This is a genomic window from Paraclostridium tenue (assembly GCF_039521565.1).
Taxonomy (GTDB): Bacteria; Bacillota; Clostridia; order Peptostreptococcales; family Peptostreptococcaceae; genus Paraclostridium; species Paraclostridium tenue.
Genome location: NZ_BAAACP010000008.1, coordinates 94783 through 113443, shown reverse-complemented (window position 1 = coordinate 113443; position 18661 = coordinate 94783). Strand labels below are relative to the sequence as shown.

General features: G+C 24.9%; 16 protein-coding genes. 4 read left to right on the top strand and 12 right to left on the bottom strand.

All coding sequences use genetic code 11. The annotated features are described in order from the left end of the window. Positions 1 to 126: 126 nt before the first annotated feature. The 6 genes from ABFX13_RS08185 to ABFX13_RS08160 all read right to left on the bottom strand — a co-directional run bounded on the left by ABFX13_RS08185 (position 127) and on the right by ABFX13_RS08160 (position 7159). Positions 127 to 639, bottom strand: coding sequence for an ECF transporter S component (locus tag ABFX13_RS08185; protein WP_346044783.1), 513 nt, complete (start codon positions 637 to 639; stop codon positions 127 to 129). A gap of 116 nt (positions 640 to 755) precedes the next feature. Further along, complete coding sequence (locus tag ABFX13_RS08180; RefSeq protein WP_346044781.1) at positions 756 to 1778, bottom strand: hypothetical protein; 1023 nt, start codon at positions 1776 to 1778, stop codon at positions 756 to 758. Between the two features lie 129 nt (positions 1779 to 1907). Further along, the gene (locus ABFX13_RS08175; protein ID WP_346044779.1) at positions 1908 to 4400 is read right to left on the bottom strand and encodes a heavy metal translocating P-type ATPase; all 2493 of its coding nucleotides are present in this window, start codon (positions 4398 to 4400) and stop codon (positions 1908 to 1910) included. Between the two features lie 155 nt (positions 4401 to 4555). After that, positions 4556 to 5371 (bottom strand): MerR family transcriptional regulator, encoded by an 816-nt coding sequence (locus tag ABFX13_RS08170; protein WP_346044776.1) that lies wholly within the window; start codon positions 5369 to 5371, stop codon positions 4556 to 4558. 69 nt (positions 5372 to 5440) lie between these two features. Further along, the gene (locus tag ABFX13_RS08165; RefSeq protein ID WP_346044773.1) at positions 5441 to 6799 is read right to left on the bottom strand and encodes an MATE family efflux transporter; all 1359 of its coding nucleotides are present in this window, start codon (positions 6797 to 6799) and stop codon (positions 5441 to 5443) included. Positions 6800 to 6952: 153 nt separating this feature from the next. Beyond that, complete coding sequence (locus ABFX13_RS08160) at positions 6953 to 7159, bottom strand: DUF378 domain-containing protein (protein WP_346044769.1); 207 nt, start codon at positions 7157 to 7159, stop codon at positions 6953 to 6955. Positions 7160 to 7317: 158 nt separating this feature from the next. On the opposite strand from ABFX13_RS08160, the gene ABFX13_RS08155 reads away from it, so the two are divergent. After that, positions 7318 to 8235 (top strand): CPBP family intramembrane glutamic endopeptidase, encoded by a 918-nt coding sequence (locus ABFX13_RS08155; protein ID WP_346044767.1) that lies wholly within the window; start codon positions 7318 to 7320, stop codon positions 8233 to 8235. Positions 8236 to 8279: 44 nt separating this feature from the next. Here the strand turns inward: ABFX13_RS08155 and ABFX13_RS08150 are convergent, their stop codons facing one another. The 3 genes from ABFX13_RS08150 to ABFX13_RS08140 all read right to left on the bottom strand — a co-directional run bounded on the left by ABFX13_RS08150 (position 8280) and on the right by ABFX13_RS08140 (position 12487). After that, a complete protein-coding gene (locus ABFX13_RS08150) occupies positions 8280 to 9974 on the bottom strand; it encodes a MutS-related protein (protein WP_346044765.1) in 1695 nt (564 codons plus the stop codon). Positions 9975 to 9993: 19 nt separating this feature from the next. Next, complete coding sequence (locus ABFX13_RS08145; RefSeq protein ID WP_346044763.1) at positions 9994 to 11106, bottom strand: helix-turn-helix domain-containing protein; 1113 nt, start codon at positions 11104 to 11106, stop codon at positions 9994 to 9996. A gap of 142 nt (positions 11107 to 11248) precedes the next feature. Beyond that, complete coding sequence (locus ABFX13_RS08140) at positions 11249 to 12487, bottom strand: MFS transporter (RefSeq protein WP_346044761.1); 1239 nt, start codon at positions 12485 to 12487, stop codon at positions 11249 to 11251. Positions 12488 to 12599: 112 nt separating this feature from the next. On the opposite strand from ABFX13_RS08140, the gene ABFX13_RS08135 reads away from it, so the two are divergent. Continuing rightward, on the top strand, positions 12600 to 13151 hold the full coding sequence (locus ABFX13_RS08135; protein ID WP_346044758.1) for a GNAT family N-acetyltransferase: 552 nt from the start codon (positions 12600 to 12602) through the stop codon (positions 13149 to 13151). Positions 13152 to 13213: 62 nt separating this feature from the next. Here ABFX13_RS08135 and ABFX13_RS08130 read toward each other — a convergent pair whose 3' ends face one another. Next, on the bottom strand, positions 13214 to 14584 hold the full coding sequence (locus ABFX13_RS08130; RefSeq protein ID WP_346044756.1) for a GTP pyrophosphokinase: 1371 nt from the start codon (positions 14582 to 14584) through the stop codon (positions 13214 to 13216). A 232-nt stretch (positions 14585 to 14816) separates the two neighbouring features. Here ABFX13_RS08130 and ABFX13_RS08125 point away from each other — a divergent pair, with 232 nt between their 5' ends. After that, positions 14817 to 15143 carry a LuxR C-terminal-related transcriptional regulator gene (locus ABFX13_RS08125; protein WP_346044754.1) on the top strand — a complete coding sequence of 109 codons (327 nt, stop codon included), beginning with the start codon at positions 14817 to 14819 and terminating at the stop codon, positions 15141 to 15143. On the opposite strand, the gene ABFX13_RS08120 is transcribed toward ABFX13_RS08125, so the two are convergent. Continuing rightward, positions 15132 to 16499 (bottom strand): MATE family efflux transporter, encoded by a 1368-nt coding sequence (locus ABFX13_RS08120; protein ID WP_346044751.1) that lies wholly within the window; start codon positions 16497 to 16499, stop codon positions 15132 to 15134. The genes ABFX13_RS08125 and ABFX13_RS08120 overlap by 12 nt on opposite strands. Before the next feature lie 114 nt (positions 16500 to 16613). On the opposite strand from ABFX13_RS08120, the gene ABFX13_RS08115 reads away from it, so the two are divergent. Further along, positions 16614 to 17426 (top strand): MerR family transcriptional regulator, encoded by an 813-nt coding sequence (locus ABFX13_RS08115; RefSeq protein WP_346044749.1) that lies wholly within the window; start codon positions 16614 to 16616, stop codon positions 17424 to 17426. 381 nt (positions 17427 to 17807) lie between these two features. Here ABFX13_RS08115 and ABFX13_RS08110 read toward each other — a convergent pair whose 3' ends face one another. Then, positions 17808 to 18596, bottom strand: coding sequence for a GNAT family N-acetyltransferase (locus ABFX13_RS08110; RefSeq protein ID WP_346044746.1), 789 nt, complete (start codon positions 18594 to 18596; stop codon positions 17808 to 17810). Positions 18597 to 18661: the final 65 nt, after the last annotated feature.

Genomic DNA, 18661 nt, shown 5'->3' with positions numbered 1-18661 from the left:
ATAATTATGCTACACTTAAATGAAACGTATATACCTAAATTCTACTACTACTAAAAAAGACAGGTTTTAAAACCTGTCTTTTTTATTTATAATAAACCAACATTTATACTTAAAATTATTTTAATACTAGGAATGAGCTTTAAAAGTCTTTACATATTTTACTTTTGCTAAAGAATGTGAAAGTAAAATTGCTATAGCCATACATACTATTCCTTGAATTAAATTACCTGGTATAGATGCTGCTGAAATTATTATATTTCCTTTCAAAATTATTCCTGCTAAAAAATATCCAATTACCATAGTTATAGTTCCTAAAGCTGTTGCAAATAAACTTTTTATAACTGTACTATGATTTTTTATAATAATTCCTACCACATATCCTTCTAATCCTTTTATAATAAGAGTAAATATTGCCCAATGTGCATATCCAGTTAAAATATCTGCTAATGCTGAACCTATTCCTCCTGCAACCATCCCTACCATAGGTCCAAATAAAATTGATGTAATAAATATTACACTATCTCCTATGTTAACATAGCCATTAGTTCCAGGCATAGGAATTTGAATAGTCATTGTAGTAATACATACTAAAGCTATCATTAAACTATTTAATACAAGATACCTTGTTTTATGGTCCATTTTACATACCTCCCAATATTAATTCTTTATACTATTAATTATAGGTAAGCGTTTAATAATACTCAATAGTAATTGTACCCATACAATGTGCTTTTTAAAGATACAATTTTCAATTTCTATGTATTCATATGTTTTTCTCTATACTTTTTTAGTTTTTCAATATCATCAGTTTTAATTTCATTGATTTCATTTATAGGTATAGACTTTTGATTATTTTCTATTATCTTTTTTACTATATAATCTTGACCTTTAAATTTTCTAGAATTAATCTCTATATATCCAGATTCATTAGAATTTAAAATTTCTACTCTTTCATCTATTGGAGATTCCATAAATAAAGTTATGTCAGTTCTTACTCCATCTATTTTTTTACATGCTTGCAATTTTGCTTTTAATGCTATATCAATACCTTCATAGTATTCAATTTCTGTATCTACTTGTTCAATGGTAAATCCTTTGTTTTCATTTTTGTCTGATATCCTATGTGTATATTCCCAATCATATGCTTTTTCAATATTTAAAAGTTTTTTATCAATATTTTTTACATATGAATTAGGTATCTTAGAATTACTTTGTATATATTTTGATAAATTATAATATTCTTTGTATGACATAGATTCGTTTAAAGTGCTAGCAATATTTTTCATTATATTGTTTTGATCATCAATAGATTTAGTTCCTATTATAGTTTGATATCGTTCAGAATTATCAGCTTCATATATTAAAATTAAACTTCCTATATATCCATTTTCTTTATTAGTGTTATATAAAATTTCCTTTAAATATTGTTCTCCTTTATCCCCTCTAAGATATATAAATACTAGACTCTCTGTTTTATCCTTATTTTTATAAGTTATAATATCTGTACTTCCATATTTTCCTGAAGGATAATCATATACATTACTTTTATCTCCATCTATATTTTCTTCCAAATAATTAATATTTACCTTTTCATTTTTTTCTAACTTATTTGCTATATCAAAATAAAGTTTTTGATAATCAGTAAGAGTTTTACTAAAATTATTAATTGATGTGTTTTTATTACTAATTTTACTAATAAAAGCAATAAATATAGCTACTATAATTATCCCTATTGCCCCTGTAATAGCTTTTTTACCTTTAAAAAGTCTCATATACATATTCTTTATATTTCCCCCTGTAGTTTTTTAAAATTACATTCGTAATCATACCAACCATGGTATTATTTGTCAATAAAAAAAGAATAGCTAAATTTAGCTATTCTTTTTTATTTTTATTTTAACTTTTAACTAGTTATATGCTTTGAAATTTCTAAGTCTTAATGCATTACCAACAACAGAAACTGAACTTAAACTCATAGCAGCTGCTGCTATCATAGGATTTAAAAGTGGTCCTCCAAATAAATATAATAATCCTGCTGCTACTGGTATACCTATAGTGTTGTATCCAAATGCCCAGAATAAATTTTGTTTAATGTTTTTAATAGTTTCATTACTTAATTTAATAGCATTTGGAACATCCATTAAGTCACTTTTCATTAAAACTATACTTGCAGACTCTATAGCAACATCTGTACCACTTCCTATTGCTATACCTATATCTGCTTTAGCTAATGCTGGGGCATCATTTATACCATCTCCAACCATAGCTACAAAGTTTCCTACATCTTGAAGTTTTTTAACTTCATTTGCTTTATCTTCTGGTAATACTTCTGCTAATACTATATCTATTCCTACTTCTTTAGCTATTGCATCAGCTGTTTTTTGATTATCTCCAGTGACCATAGCTACTTTAATTCCCATATCATGTAATCTATCTACTGCTTTTTTACTACTTTCTTTAACTATATCTGCAACAGCTATTATACCAGCTATATTATTATCTATTGCTATATACATAGGTGTTTTACCTTCACTAGCTAAATTATCTGATTGTATTTGTAAGTTTTCTAAACTTATATTTCTGTCATTCATAAGTTTTTTATTGCCAAGTAATACTTGATGATTGTCTATTTTAACTTCTATACCATGACCCGTTATAGAATTAAAGTTGCTTGGAGTTAAGAATTTAACTTTTTCTTCTTCGCCTTTTTTAACTATCGCTTCTCCAAGTGGATGTTCTGAACCTTTTTCTGCACTTGCTGCTATTTGTAAAAGTTCTTTTTCACTTATTATCTTTGTAGTTATTATATCTGTTACAACAGGTTTACCTTCTGTTATAGTACCTGTTTTATCAAATATTATAGTATCTATTTTATGAGCAGATTCTAATGCTTCTCCACCCTTTATTAATATACCGTTTTCTGCACCTTTACCAGTACCAACCATTATGGCTGTTGGTGTTGCAAGGCCTAATGCGCATGGACACGCTATAACTAAAACCGATATAAAAATTGTAAGTGAAAATACTAAATCTTTTCCACCTATGAAAAACCAAGCTAAAGCACTTATTAAAGCTATAGTTAAAACTGCTGGTACAAAATACCCTGATACTGTATCAGCTAATTTTGCTATAGGAGCTTTTGTACCTTGTGCATCTTCTACTAATTTTATTATTTGAGCTAATGCTGTATCACTTCCTACTTTATCAGCTTTAAATTTTATATTACCATTTTTATTAATACTTGCTCCAGTTACTCTATCTCCAACTTTCTTTTCAACTGGCATACTTTCCCCTGTTAACATAGATTCATCAACTGATGTATGTCCTTCTGTAACTATACCATCTACAGGTATTTTGCTACCTGGTTTAACAACTATTATATCTCCTTCTTCAACTTCATCTATAGGAATTTCTATTTCTTCGTTATTTTTAACTACTATGGCAGTCTTTGGTTGAAGTCCCATAAGTTTTTTAATAGCTTCTGATGTTTTACCTTTAGATCTTGATTCTAAATATTTTCCAAATAATATTAAAGCTATTATTATACCTGCACTTTCATAGTATAATTGATGATGATGACCTGACATAGTCATAGTATCTGTACTTGCTAATTGAATTGTTGTGTATATACTATATAAAAGTGCTGCAGCTGTTCCTACTGCAACTAAAGAATCCATATTAGGACTTTTTGCAAGCATTGCTTTAGTACCATTAATATAGAATTTATATCCAGCACCTACTATCGGTATAACTAATATTAATTGAATTAATGCATAGTTTAAAGTATTAGTCATAGGATTTATAAATTCTGGTATAGGTAGTGGTCCAAATGGTTTTGGCATCATAGGTCCCATAGCTATATATAATAATGGTATTGCAAATATTATTGATATTATAAGTTTAGTTTTTAATACCTTTAATTCCTTTTCTTTTCTTAATCTATCTTCATCTATAGCTTCTTTTTTAGCTTCATCTACAACTTTATATCCAGCTTTTTCTACTGCACCTTTGATTTGTGAAATTTTTACTTTTGATGGATTATAATTTATAGTTGCTTTATCTGTTGCTATATTTACATTTACACTTTCTATTCCATCAAGTTTTTTTATATTTCTCTCTACTGCTTTAGCACAAGATTGACACGTCATTCCTTCTATTTTTATATCTAACTTTTTATTTTCCGACTTTATTCCATAACCTGCTTTTTCAACAGCAGATTTTATATCATCAAAGCTAACCTTATTTTTATCATACTGTATAGTCATTTTTTCGGTTGCTATATTTACATTTTGATCTTCTACCCCATCTATTTTTTTTACTGCTCTTTCAACAGCCTTAGCACAAGATGCACAAGTCATACCTGTTATTTGGTAGCTATCTTTTTGTGTATTTACATCCACTAGTATTCACCATCCTTATTTAATTTTTTATTATAATGTTTCTCATCTTACAAGGTAATTATACTACATTATACCCCCTATAGGTATTTTAAAACAATATTTTTTTAAACAAAATAAAAAGCACAGAGTTTTATGCTCAGTGCTAAAGGTATACTTTATATTAAAATTTCTATTTGACCTAGTGATTTTTCCTTACCATCACTTCCGACTCTAGTCATTATATATATCTCATGAAAATCACTTTTTGGTTTTATATTATTATTTTTAATATAGTCCATAATTATATCATAATACTTTCCTGAATCTCTGTAAGCATCATCAAAATACATAGTTAAATAATTCCCTTTAGGTATAGATACTATATTTTCATCTTTATATGCTACATCTTCTCCTAAATTTATCATTACATTTTTATATACTATATTTCCATTAAATTTTATATCTTCATAAGATGTAGTAAAAGATATTTCAGCATTTACATTTTCATAATCTCTTTCCACTTCTAATAATACCTTACTTAAATTTATTTCAAATTCATCTGTATATCTGTCTTTGTAATTATATATTTTAAATTTTCGTTCTTCATTATGTTTTACAAACACTTTATTTATACCTTGTACTAATGAAAATCCAATCTTATTTTCAAGGGATTCAATTTTATTTTTAATATTTTCTAATTCTTTTATCTTTTCATTAATTATTTTCTTTTGATTTCCTAATATATCAAATATAGATTCTAAAGATGTATAGTTATTTGTAACTTCTTTAATTTCATCTAGTGACATACCCATAGCTTTACACTGTTTTATTAAGTATATAGTATTAAAATCTTTCATCGAATAATATCTATATCCTGTCTCTTTGTTTGTATATGACGGTTTAAGTAGCCCTACCTTTTCATAATGCCTTAGCGTTTGAACTGATATATTATTTAATTTAGCCATCTGTCCAATTGATAAATACTTCCCCATTTAATCACCTCTAATGTATTTTAACATATAAAAGCTACTCTTATTTAAATAAGAGTAGCTTTTATTATATTAAATATTAGAAAGATCTTCAATTGAAATATTACTTTCTATTTTTGAATTTTCATTTTCATTTATAACTTTAGCAGTGTATCGTTTAACATTTGCAATTATATACATAACTATAAATGTTATAGATTCTGAAACTAATACACTTGACCATATACCATTTAATCCAAATAATTTAGGTAATACTATTAAACAAATTGGTAAAAATACCATTGATCTAAACAAACAAATTAAATTTGAGAATTTTGGTATTTCTATAGCTTGATAGTAAACTAAAGTGTTTAAGTTTATACTACCTATTATATAAGCTAAACATGCTATTTTTATACCATGATATCCAAGTTTAGCTATTTGAGCATCTGTTGTAAATATACCAACTATACTTCTACCAAATACAAAACATATTAAAGCTGCACTTATACTAACTATAAGTGAACACTTACAGTTTATGCTATAAAACTTTAACATTTTCTTAGAATCTCTTCTACCGAAATTGTAACTTATAAGTGGTTGTGCTCCAAATGTTAATCCTAGTAAAACCATATATATATTTGTAGTTATATAGTTTATTATACTATATGTTGATATACCTATTTCTCCCATAAAGTTTGATAAAGCTATATTGTGTAAAAATACTATTATAGAGAAACTTGCCTGACCAAAAAATGATGGGAATCCTACATTTAAAACTTCTTTTATAGTAGCTTTGTCTAAAGATGTATTTCCAAAGCTTAAATATCCTCTTTTCTTTATAAAATGAGGAAGTAATATAAGTACTGTAACTATTTGACCTAGACCTGTAGCTATTGCTGCTCCTTTTATACCCATAGCTAGAGGGAATATAAATACATAATCAAGTACTACATTAGTTATAGCTCCTGCTATCGTTGAAACCATTGCAAGCTTTGGTCTATTATCATTTCTAACAAAGCTATTAAGTACTATACCTACTAAGTTAGGTGTACAAAATATTGCATAGTATAAAAGATAGTCTGCTGCTAGTTGTTCTAAATTTTTAGTTGCTCCTAACATTCTTACTATAGGTTTATTAAATATTATACATACTAAACTTGTTGCTATACTTATTATTAATAATAGTTTAAATACTTGTCTAAATATGTCTACTGCTTTATCTACTTCATCAGCACCTACATTTTTAGATACTAATGCTCCTCCACCTACTGCTAACATACTTGCAATTCCAAATAATACAACAGTAAAAGGAAGTACTATATTTACAGCAGCTAAAGCTGAACTTCCAACACCTTGACCTACAAAAATCCCATCTATAACAGTATATAATGACGATATAAACATTGCCAATGATGATGGAATGGCATAACTTAAAAATTCTTTAACCATATTATACCTCCTATAATTTTTCCTAAGTCAAATTATAAAGTCTATAGTAGGTATAGAGTCAATAAGATTTGTTTATTTTTTAAGTTTTCTAACAAAAATTAAAAGCTCACACCTTATTTTTGGAGTGAACTTTTAATTTTTAGTATATTTTTGTTATTTACGATTATCATCATTTAATGTAAATAAAGTATATATAGAATATAAACCAGCTAATCCTACCAGTGTAAATATACTTTTACTTACCACTGAATATGTTCCACCAAATAAATTTCCTACAAAGTCTAATCCAAATAAACCTATAGTTCCCCAGTTTAAAGCTCCTATTATAACTAATACTAATGCTATTTGTCTTAATAACATAATATCACACTCCTTGTGAAATTTTTCTTTGAGTTAGTATTTCCAGTATTTATTTAAATATTCCATTTTTTATAAGATTTCTGTAATTTTATTAAGTCTTAAAATATATGTTAAAATAATATTGGTAGTAAAATATATTTTATTAATGGGGGTTTTTTATGTTTATTAAAAATGAAAGTTTAGTCGATAAAGCCAAATATTCTAAGAAACTACCTAATTTAATTTGGGCTATAATTTTAGCTTTAATATTTTTAAATGTAGGTTCTATATTAGGCTCTATTCTATCTATGCCAATTGCTTTAATTTTGGAGATTAATCCATTTTTCAAACCTAGTTTAAATTTTATAATTTTATTTTCTTTTTTATTTAGTTTTATCGGTGCATCTTTATTAGTATTTTTTAGAGTTGTAAAAATAGAAAAAAGAAAAATTTCTTCTATTGGCTTTTCCAAGGAAAAATGGCTTATAAAGTACATTATAGGATTTTTAATAGGATTAATATTGATGGGATTAGTTGTTTTAATTTTGTATTTATTTGGATTTGCTACAATAAATAAAACTTCAAATCAACCAATAGGTAAACTTGCCTTAGTCAACATATTTGTATTATTAATTGGATGGATAATTCAAGGTGGTACAGAAGAAATCGTTACTAGAGGATGGCTTATGAATGTTTTAGGTGCTAGATATGGTATAAAATTTGGTTTATTTATTTCTTCTGTATTATTTGGAGCTTTGCATTTATTTAATCCTAACGTAAATTATATAGCAATTTTAAACATAATATTAGTTGGGTATTTGTTTGGTTTATATGTAATAAAAACCAATGACCTTTGGGGAGCTTGTGGTATTCACAGTGCTTGGAATTTTGCTCAAGGAAATTTATTTGGATTTGAAGTTAGTGGTTTAGATATCAATGTAGGAAGCTTATTTGACTTTAATCTAACTGGAAATAGTCTTATTTCAGGTGGTTCTTTTGGTCCTGAAGCAGGTCTTTGTTCTACACTTATTTTGATTTTAGGTATAATAATTATACTTTTTCTTGATGAAAAAGGTGTATTTAATAAATATAATTAAGAACAATAAAGCACTTACTTTAAAAAGTAAGTGCTTTATTGTTCTTAATTATATTTATTTAAATTTTCCCATTCTCCATTTTCTAAAAACATCTTTGCCTTACTATCAGCTCTAGCCACTAAGTCTTTATCATATCCCATAAATCCTAATAATTTAATAGCATTTCTAGTTTCAGCACGACCATTATGAAGCTTGTAATCAAATTTAATATCATCATCTGTTATAGTCTCTTCAAAATGGTAATTATCAAATAAATCTTCAAGTATATAGGTAAGCTCTACATCATGAGTTGCTGCAAAACATATAGTATTATCATTTCCTATACTTTTTAAAACCTCACTTGATGATGCTATTCTTTCAACTGTATTTGTTCCTCTAAGAATTTCATCTACAAAACATAAGCAAGGTATATCATTATTTATACTATCTAATATCCTTTTTAAAGATTTAATTTCAACTATATAATAACTTTCGCTACTATTTATATCATCTTTTAGAGCCATAGATGTATATATATTAAAATATGATGATTTATATTCTTTTGCAAAACAAGTATATATAGTTTGAGCTAATATAGCATTTATAGCTACTGTCTTTATAAAAGTAGATTTTCCAGAAGCATTAGATCCTGTAAGTAGTACACCTCTTGAAAAATTCCCGCTGTTTAGTGCTGGATTTTTTATAAGTGGATGATAAATTTTTTCAAATTCTATATAATTTTCTTTTTTTGATTTTGATTTAGTAAGTATCGGCTTAGTATAAAAACTTAAACTATCTCTAAAAGATGCTATAGCTGTTAAAGCATCTATCATTCCAACATATTCATATATAGCTTTTAAATCTTCTTTATTTTTTATAATAGTATTTTTGACTTTCTCATAAGTTTTTAATTCTTTTAAAAAAATTAAATTTGCATACTCAGAAAATACATCCATATCACTCATTATAGATTTAGTTTCACTTCCAACACTTTTTCTTTTTATATGCTTAACATTATTTAAGTTTATTTCTACACTATCTACATTTTCTTCTATTTCTTTAATATTCATATTTTTTATTTTATTAGCTACGTTTATAATGCTTATGATATAGCTAAATCCACTAGCATCATAATTTTTAACTTTACTTCGTTGACTTATGAATACATTTAATACTGCAAGTCCTATAGTTAGCACCAAACACATAGGATTTATAAGAAGTAATAATAAACTAAGTGTTGGTAGCCATGATAGTAATCTATATTTTAATAGTTTACTTTTACTATCATCAGCTTCATTAAATAAACAATTAGTTATATATAATTCATCGCTTTTTCCAAGTTTACCTAACATAAGCTGTATAGCTTGTCTTTCTTTTTCATTATTTCTAAAATAATCTATAACTTTATCTCTTTTAATTAAAACTTCTTTATTATATAATGGCTTTCTTAATATATCATATAATACTTCTTGTCCTGCTGTGCATTGAGTATTGTTTATCTTCTTAAATACATCATCCATATTTAAATCGTTCCAAGTTATATTATCTATTGTATTTTTTTCATTTTTATTTCTAAAATAACTTGATACATTATTCATTTTTATAATTACTTCATCTAAGTCCATTTCTTTTCCATACTGATTTATTATATTTAACTTTATGTACTTTAATCTTCTCATATTTTCAAATATGGCAAAGATAGTTCCTATTAATAGTATTGCTACTGCTCCTACTAATAATTTTAAAATTTCAATTCCCATTTTTTCACAACCTTTTTATTTAGCTATTTTTAGATTTTAATTCTTTTATTTCTTTTATTATATTAATAAAATCTTTGTTATCTTTTATTTCATCAAAATCTTTTAATAAACTCATTATTAAAAACTCATATGCATCATAAGCATTTGTATTATCTTCTACTTTATCTAATTTATCAAAACACCATTTAGTATTTGGACTTTTAAACTTATTTAAATTGTACTTTCTAACAATTACCATCATTTCCTTTAAAGTATTTATAGCTTTTTCTATATCCCCTTGTCTTAAGTATATATGTGCTAAACTCATGAAGCTTAAGTATGTCATTTGTTCATCGTCAAATATTTTTTTAATCTCTATAGATAATTCAAAGTATTTTTGAGCTTTATCAAAATCAATATAATCTAATTCTTTTCCATCTTTGTAATTATAATAGTTTGTTCCAAGTGCTATAGCTGCTCCCATAGCTTCTATTAATGCAGTTTGCAAATTTTCTTGCATTAATTTTCTTGCTTCTTCTACTTTGCCTTGTTCAGTATATATAATAGGTAGTACCATATTGGGATTACAAGTTGGTTTATATATCTTTTTTATAGCTTCTTCTGCTTTATCAGCTTGATTTTTTAACAAATATTGACTACTTAGTAAAGTTAGAGATGCTTCCTTAACTTCCATATCTTTAGTATTTTTAACAGAGTTTTCTAGTATCTTTATACTATATTCAACTAAGTTTTCTCGTACATTTTCATCAGTTATTTTTGCATAAGCCATAACATGAAGTCCTGCTAGTCCATAATGTAATTTATAATTTGAAGGATATTTTCTTATATATTTTTTATGTATATTTAAATATCTATCTATATCTGAGTTTATAATATAAGCTTCACATTCTTTAATTATTTTTATTATTTCACTATCTTCTAATTCTGCTTTGTAGTTTAGTAGATTATCTATGGTAACTTCAAACAAATTAGCTAATATAGGTAGTATAGTTATATCTGGATAAGTTGTACCACTTTCCCATTTTGATATAGCTGGAGTTGATACACCTACATACTGAGCTAAATCTTCTTGTGTCATACCTTTGTCTTTTCTAAGTTTTTTTATAACTTCTCCTATTTTTAAGCTTTCCATGTCCTTTCCCCCTTTGATACTATATAATTAGTATATATTACCTTTTAAGGATAAACAATTTACTAAAATTTAACTTTTGTTCAAATTTATTAACTACAAGTTAATTATTAAACAAAAAAAACTAGCTACTTTAAGCTAGTTTTTATTTATTATCTGTAATATTGATGCAAGGTGAATTTCTCTTAAACCTAAGTTCACTTTTATAAATATGACTAAATAATATAACTGCTATTATATAAAATCCTACTGTAAAATAATATGGAACAGTATACGATATATTTTCCATTAAAAATCCCCCAATAGCTATTCCTATGGCTCTACTTATATTACTTGATAAAGATATTAAACTACTCATATTAGTTCTTTCTTTATCTGAAACCATTTCCATTGATAAGTTTTGTATTAATGGCATAGCCATATTCATAAGTCCATTTCTCATAAAAAATGATATCGTTATTATAATTATTCCCTGAGGAAAAGCAATTGATAATAAAAATGGTATAGATAATAACTGACAAATAATAACTGATTTAACTTTTCCAAATTTTGATGACATAAAAGGAATAACAATACCACCTATAATACATCCAAACTGAGATATAGAAAGTATAGTTCCAACGATACTATCTTCTATATTCATTGAATATTTTAAATAAACACTAAAAAATGGAACTATTATTCCTGCACCTATGCCTATTAAAAATTGATATATCATAAAATTTGCAACTTTTTTATTGAATATAGATACATATCCCTTAAAGCAATCTTTTAAACTTCTAGGCTCTAAGTTTTCTGGTTCTTTCATAAAATATATAGGAACTAACGCTATTATAGATAAAATTGCAGATATTATAAATACATACTTTATAGCTTCACTTGATGTAAAGTAATTGCTTAAGTAAGAAGACATTACGCCTCCTAAAAATGATGCACTCATCATACCAGCATTAGATATTATAAAATTTGTACTAAATACAGAAACTCGCTCTTTTTCTGTAGTATTTTCAAGTATATACATTCCTTCTGCAGTTGATTTCATACTCATACCAAATCCATTCATTATTGCCATAACTACTATTAAAATTGGATTATTAACAAGTACTATAAAACTAGATCCAATAGCTATACATATAAAACCTAAGTAAAAGCTTTTCTTTCTACCTATTCTTTCTATTAAGTAAGCACTTAGTATAGATGCTATTGCTATTGAAAAAGTGTTAATTGAAAGTATATTTCCAACAAATTGTTCTTGATATCCTATTTCTTTTAGATATATCCCCACAAACATATTAAAAATTCCCATAGCAAAAGAAGCTATAAGATTTATAGCAAGAAATAATTTAATATTCTTACTGAGCTTTACCTTACCCTGATTTCCCATAAATCCCCCTCTTCTCATTTTCTTTTTGTCTATCCCAATATAAGTGTATTCTTTTTTTTGAATTTTTTCAATAATCATGTGATATACTTTATCTAAAAAGGGGGATAAATTTATGAAAGATATAATAATAGAAACAGATAGGTTGATTTTAAGAAAAATTTCAGAAAATGATTATAGAGAAATTGCTAATATACTTCAAGATATTGAAGTTATGTATGCCTGGGAAAAGTCTTTTTCAGATGAAGAAGTTAGAAATTGGATAAATGAAAATTTAAAAAGATATGATAATGAAGGATATAGTTACTTTTTAGCTTTAAATAAAAATGATAATAAAGTCATTGGTGTAATGGGGCCTTTAATTGAATATATAAATGATGATTCATTTATAGGTGTAGCATACATACTAAATAAAAATTCATGGGGATATGGATATGCAACTGAAGGTATTAAAGCTTGTATTGATTATGCTTTTTCTAACCTTAATGCTAATAAAGTTATTGCTCAAATAAGACCTAGTAATATTAATTCTTGTAATGTAGCAAATAGATTAAATATGAAAATACAAGATAGTTATATAAAAATATATGATAATAAAAAAATGAAACATCTAATTTATTGTATTGATAAAAATGAATATCTTAAATTAAAATCATCAAACTTTTAATTTAATTTAAAATTCAAATAAAAAAAGAGATACTTTTATAAAAATGTATCTCTTTTTTAGATTTAATCATGTATAGCATCTTTTATTTTTTTGCTCATAAGTTCCATATACTTTTCTTTTTTAGATTCATATTCTTTATATGAATCTACATTTTTACAAATATCATTTATTATTTTTTTAGTTATATTTTTTATACTATCTAAATTTTCCTCATATACAATCTCAATAGAATCAATTTCTATTAAAGTATCTACAACTTTCATATATATGTCATTTAATATATGTTTACTGTTAGTATTAAATTTTAACTCAAGTTTTGCTTTATGTTTTATAGAAACTACTTTTTCTTTTATAAATAAAATAAAGTTTTCAAAGTCTTTTTTATTGTTAAGTGGCTCTACTTCAAATAGTATTCTAAAAAATAAATTCCATATAAACTCACAGTTTAACTTAGGTATTATAAAATTTCCAAGTCTTTCGCAAAATTCATCTTCAAATTTTGGAAGTTTCCCAAATCTTATTTTTGAATTAAAATCAATATCCTTTTTAGAAATTTCATTTATTCTTATAAGCCCTTGTATGGTAGTATCTTCTTTAAAATCTACACCTTCATTATTTTTATTAAAAGAATAGTTTATTATAGTTTCACAAGGTTTTTTAAAGTCTATTATAAAACCTATATTTTCTTCCATCTTTTCAGCAAATGTATCATAAGCTATTTTTGCTAAAAACTTTTCCATGGATTTTTGCTGTGATGCTTTATCTTTAGTTGTTGTTGAACTAAAAGTTTTAGAAACTGACAACAATTGATTATCAATCATTGTCAAGTTGTTTTTTATAGATGCTAATACATCACTTAAAAATTTATCCATCATTAAATAAGCATTATTTTTGTAAATAACATTATGCTCTATATCGCTCCAAAATATGTTTACCATTGATTTTATTTGTATTTCAAAACTAATTTTTTTATCACTATATAAAAATAATCCATCTATTCTATATATTTCAAATCCATTTTTTTGCTTTCTTGGCTGTTCTTTATCAAGTCTTATTCTTATATTTTCATTTTCTTCATTATAATAATAAATATTATCTTCTGTTTTATTAAAATAATTTTTTAATAATTTAAATTTCTTTCTTTCTTCTTCTATAAATCTACATTCTAATCTAACACCTATTAAGTCTGATAAATTATGTATCAATTCTTTAGGATTTTTATATTTTTTTAAATATTTATTTCTTATTATTTTTTCTCTTAAACTATATTCAGACTTTACTCTTGAATTAACATTTAGATACTCTTGTTCATATTCATTAAGTATATTTTCAAAGTAAACTATCAATTCTTCTGATAACATATTAAGGGTAGGTGTTATTTCTTTAAGTATTTCTATTGATTCATCTATATATTCAAATTCTCTCAAACTCATACTAAGTTCTCCTTGATGTCCTTTTTATATATCTAAATTTTACACAAAAATGTTAATTTAATCAAATAACGAAATTGTTATATGTATGTAATTTTGTTGAATAAAAACTTAATCTAAATTATTATAAGTGTAGTATAAATTTTTAAATGCCTAAATTATAGGAGGATTTAATAAATCTATATGTGTATTAGTTCTTACTACTTTTAATGATGATGAGTATATTAAAAATGCTATGAAATTTGGAGCTTCTGGTTATTTATTAAAAGATAGTTCAGATGAAGTTTTGTATGAATGGATAAAATCTAGTTTTTATGGTAATGTAGTACTTGATAAAAGTGTTATAAGTAAGATTATTTTTAATGAAAGCAGTATATGTGTAGATAAAGTTATCAAAGAATCTAATTTGACACAAAAAGAGATAGATATTATCTCTTTAATAGCTAATGGGCTTACCAATAAAGAAATAAGTGAGAATTTATATTTATCAGAGGGTACTATAAAAAATAATATAACTAATATTATATTTAAATATAATAAATTATTATGTTTAATTTCTTAGTGGGGTTTGCCTCTGTTTACAAACTTTTTCTTTTTCTTCCAATATATCTCTTCCTTTTCTAAAATAAAAAGTTAGTGAGAAAAATATAGTGAGTAATTCTGCTATAGGTATAGCTAACCATATTCCATTTACACCTATAAATCCTGGAAGTATTGTTATTGTAGCTACTACGAATATAAGTGATCTTAGTACTGATATTATTGCAGATACCTGCCCATTTCCTATTGCTGTAAAGTATCCAGACATAAATACATTAAGCCCTATAATTAAAAATCCATAAGAGAATAATTTAATACCTGAAACAGCAATTTTATATACTTCTAAATCCTTTGTAAATAATCCTATTATATTTTTTCCTAAAAACATTGAAATTAAAAATATAACCACAGAACTCCATCCAATAGTTACAAAACTATGTCTTAAACTTTCTTTTATTTTTTCCTTATTTTTAGCTCCAAAGTTATAACTAATCATAGGAGATATTCCAACTGCTACTCCAAAGTATACTGCTATAAAGAAATAGTACATATAAATTATAATAGACATTGCTGCTATTCCATTTTCTCCACTAAATGATAGTATACTTTTATTAAATAAAAATGTAGTTATACCTGTTGATAGTTCTGTAAACATTTCTGAACTTCCATTATAGCAAGAATTAAATAAAGCTTTAAAATCTACTTTTGGTTTTGTAAATTTTAAAAGTGATTTACTTCCTTTAAAATAAAATAATCCTACTAGTGCTGATAAAGTTATTGCTATATATGTTCCTAGTCCAGCTCCTGCTATTCCCATTTTTAATACTACTATAAATAAAAAATCGAAAACTACATTTAAAAATAATCCTAAACTAGACATTAAAAGTGCTACTTTAGGGCTTCCATCTACACGAGTGTAATACTCAAAGTATAATTTAAACATCATAGGAATTGTCATAAGTACAGTTATTAGTCCATAAGATTTTGCATATGGTAATAATTTTTTAGTTGTTCCTAAAAACATTAATATAGGTTCTAAAAATATTACACCAAAAACAGTAAGTACTATACCTATAATAAGTAATGTAACTGTTATAAATGAAAATAGTTGATTAGCTCCAATTTTATCTTTTTCACCAAGTTTTATACCCACTAATGCTCCAGAACCTGTAGCTAACATTACTGCTATACCAAATACAACACAAGTTATTGGTATAACAATATTTATTGATGCTAAAGCATCTGAGTTTACATATCTTGATACAAAAAATCCATCTATAGTTGTATAAAATGATAAAAATATCATTGTAATAATTGATGGCAATACATATCTTAAAAACTGCCTATAATTTTGTTTTTTAGCAAATACATCTTCCATTTTTACACCTCTATTATTTTTAAATAATTGATATTGCTTGACATTAATAATTGTGAAGGATATAGTAACTATATTGTCAAGAAAAATTTAAAATAAAAATGGCAGGTGTTATATATGAAATTTACAGTAGGTGAGTTAGCAAAGCTTCATGGTATGAGCAAACAAACATTAATATATTATGATAATATAGATTTATTTAAACCTAATATTGTTGATGAAAATAATGGTTATAGATATTATACTTCAGAACAATTAGAAGTTTTAGATAGCATTTTAATTTTAAGAGAAATCGGTATACCTATAAAAGAAATAAAAGAGTTTTTAGTTAAAAGAGATGATAATAAAGCACTACATCTTTTAAAACAGCAAAAAATAAAATTAGATGAACAAGTTAAAAACATTCAAAGAACTATTAAAAGGCTAGAAAATAAAATAGACACAATAGAAAGTTTAGATAATTATAAAAATGATGTTTATTTTGAAGAAATGGAATTAGAATATTTAGTTTTACAAAAAGTTGAATCTCCTTTTGACCTTTTGCAAACTGATATAGCTTTTAAAAAGTTGTTAACAACTGTAACTAACAATAAGTACCCTTACTATTATCAGTTGGGAACTATAATTTCTCTTGAAAATTTATTGCTTAAAAAATATACCACTGCTGATTCTGTGTTTTTTCCACTTTATAAAAAATTAAAAGGTGAAAATGTTATTGAAAAGTCTAAAGGACTTTATGCTGTAGCTTTGCACAAAGGTGAATATTCAAATATAGGTAAAACTTACGAAATTTTAATAAACAATATTAATAAAAATAATTATGAAATAATTGGACCTTCTTTTGAATATGGTATTTTAGATAGTTTAACATCTTATACTTCAAAAGATTATATAACTAAAATTGTTATTCCTGTCAAAGCGAAATTTTAAATAAAATAACCTTACAAAAGTTATTAAACTTAATTATTTATTTAACTTTCTACATTACTTTAAAAGTGACTTAGGTCACTTTTTTTAATGACTTAATGTAATAGATATTGCTTTTTTACTTTTATATAATGTTATTAGAATTAATAAATAAATATTTTAATAACATTATTATGAGTATTATAAAAATTAAAAGTTATATTTTTAATTTAATAGCTATACTTCTTATAGGACTTGTATTTGTTACTGCTGGAAGCTTTAAATTAATAGAGTTTGCTAAAAATTAATAAAAAACTCCATTATTTTATGGAGTTTTTTTAATTTATCTTATATATTTAATTATAAATAAAATATGCAAATATTTTTCTTAATTAATTTAAATATCTATAATTTTTCTACTAACATGGTCCATATTCCTATCTCTTTAAATCCTAATTTGTGGTATACTTTTCCTGCCTTTGGATTATCATAAAATAAACATAAAAACTTATTTCTTTCTAGTAAATCATTACATAATTTTGATAAACATTTACTCATATATCCTTTTTCTCTATATCCTTTTCTAGTTGCTACACCTACTATCATTGCAGATTTACTATTTTCTGCGACTACTTGTGCCATAGTTATTATTTCTTTATCATCATTTTCTATATAATAAACTATTTTACTATTGTCTTGTATCCTATCTCTTATAGTATCAACACTATCTTTTACATTAAATTCTTCTATTGTTATTAATAAATCATATATTCTCTTTGCATCTTCTTCTTTCCCAAGTTTTATACTATCATCCCATGGTAGAAGTTTTTTATTATCTCTTAGTTCACAAAAGTAAGTAGGCTTTTCTTCATAATCATCTATTACATCTTTGAATTTCTCTATTATAGTATCTTTTCCTGATATAATTTTATTTCCTTTATATGATTTTATGATTTCTTTAAATTCTGATACATCTTCATTTAAGTTCTCTATATATGGAACGAAGTTATTTGTAAATCTTAATAAAACACCTTTTAATTTATTTTCATCGTCAAACTTTCCCCAAACATCTTGAAAATCTTTATCAAATCCATATTGTTCAATATCACCTATTATAAATAAATTTATACTAGGTTCTTTTGCTACATAATTTAAAACTATATCTTTATGCTCATTATTTAACTTTAAAAGCATATTATCCTCTCCTAACTTTAAATATATAGCTTATATATATTCTTTAACTATAAATAATATCCTTT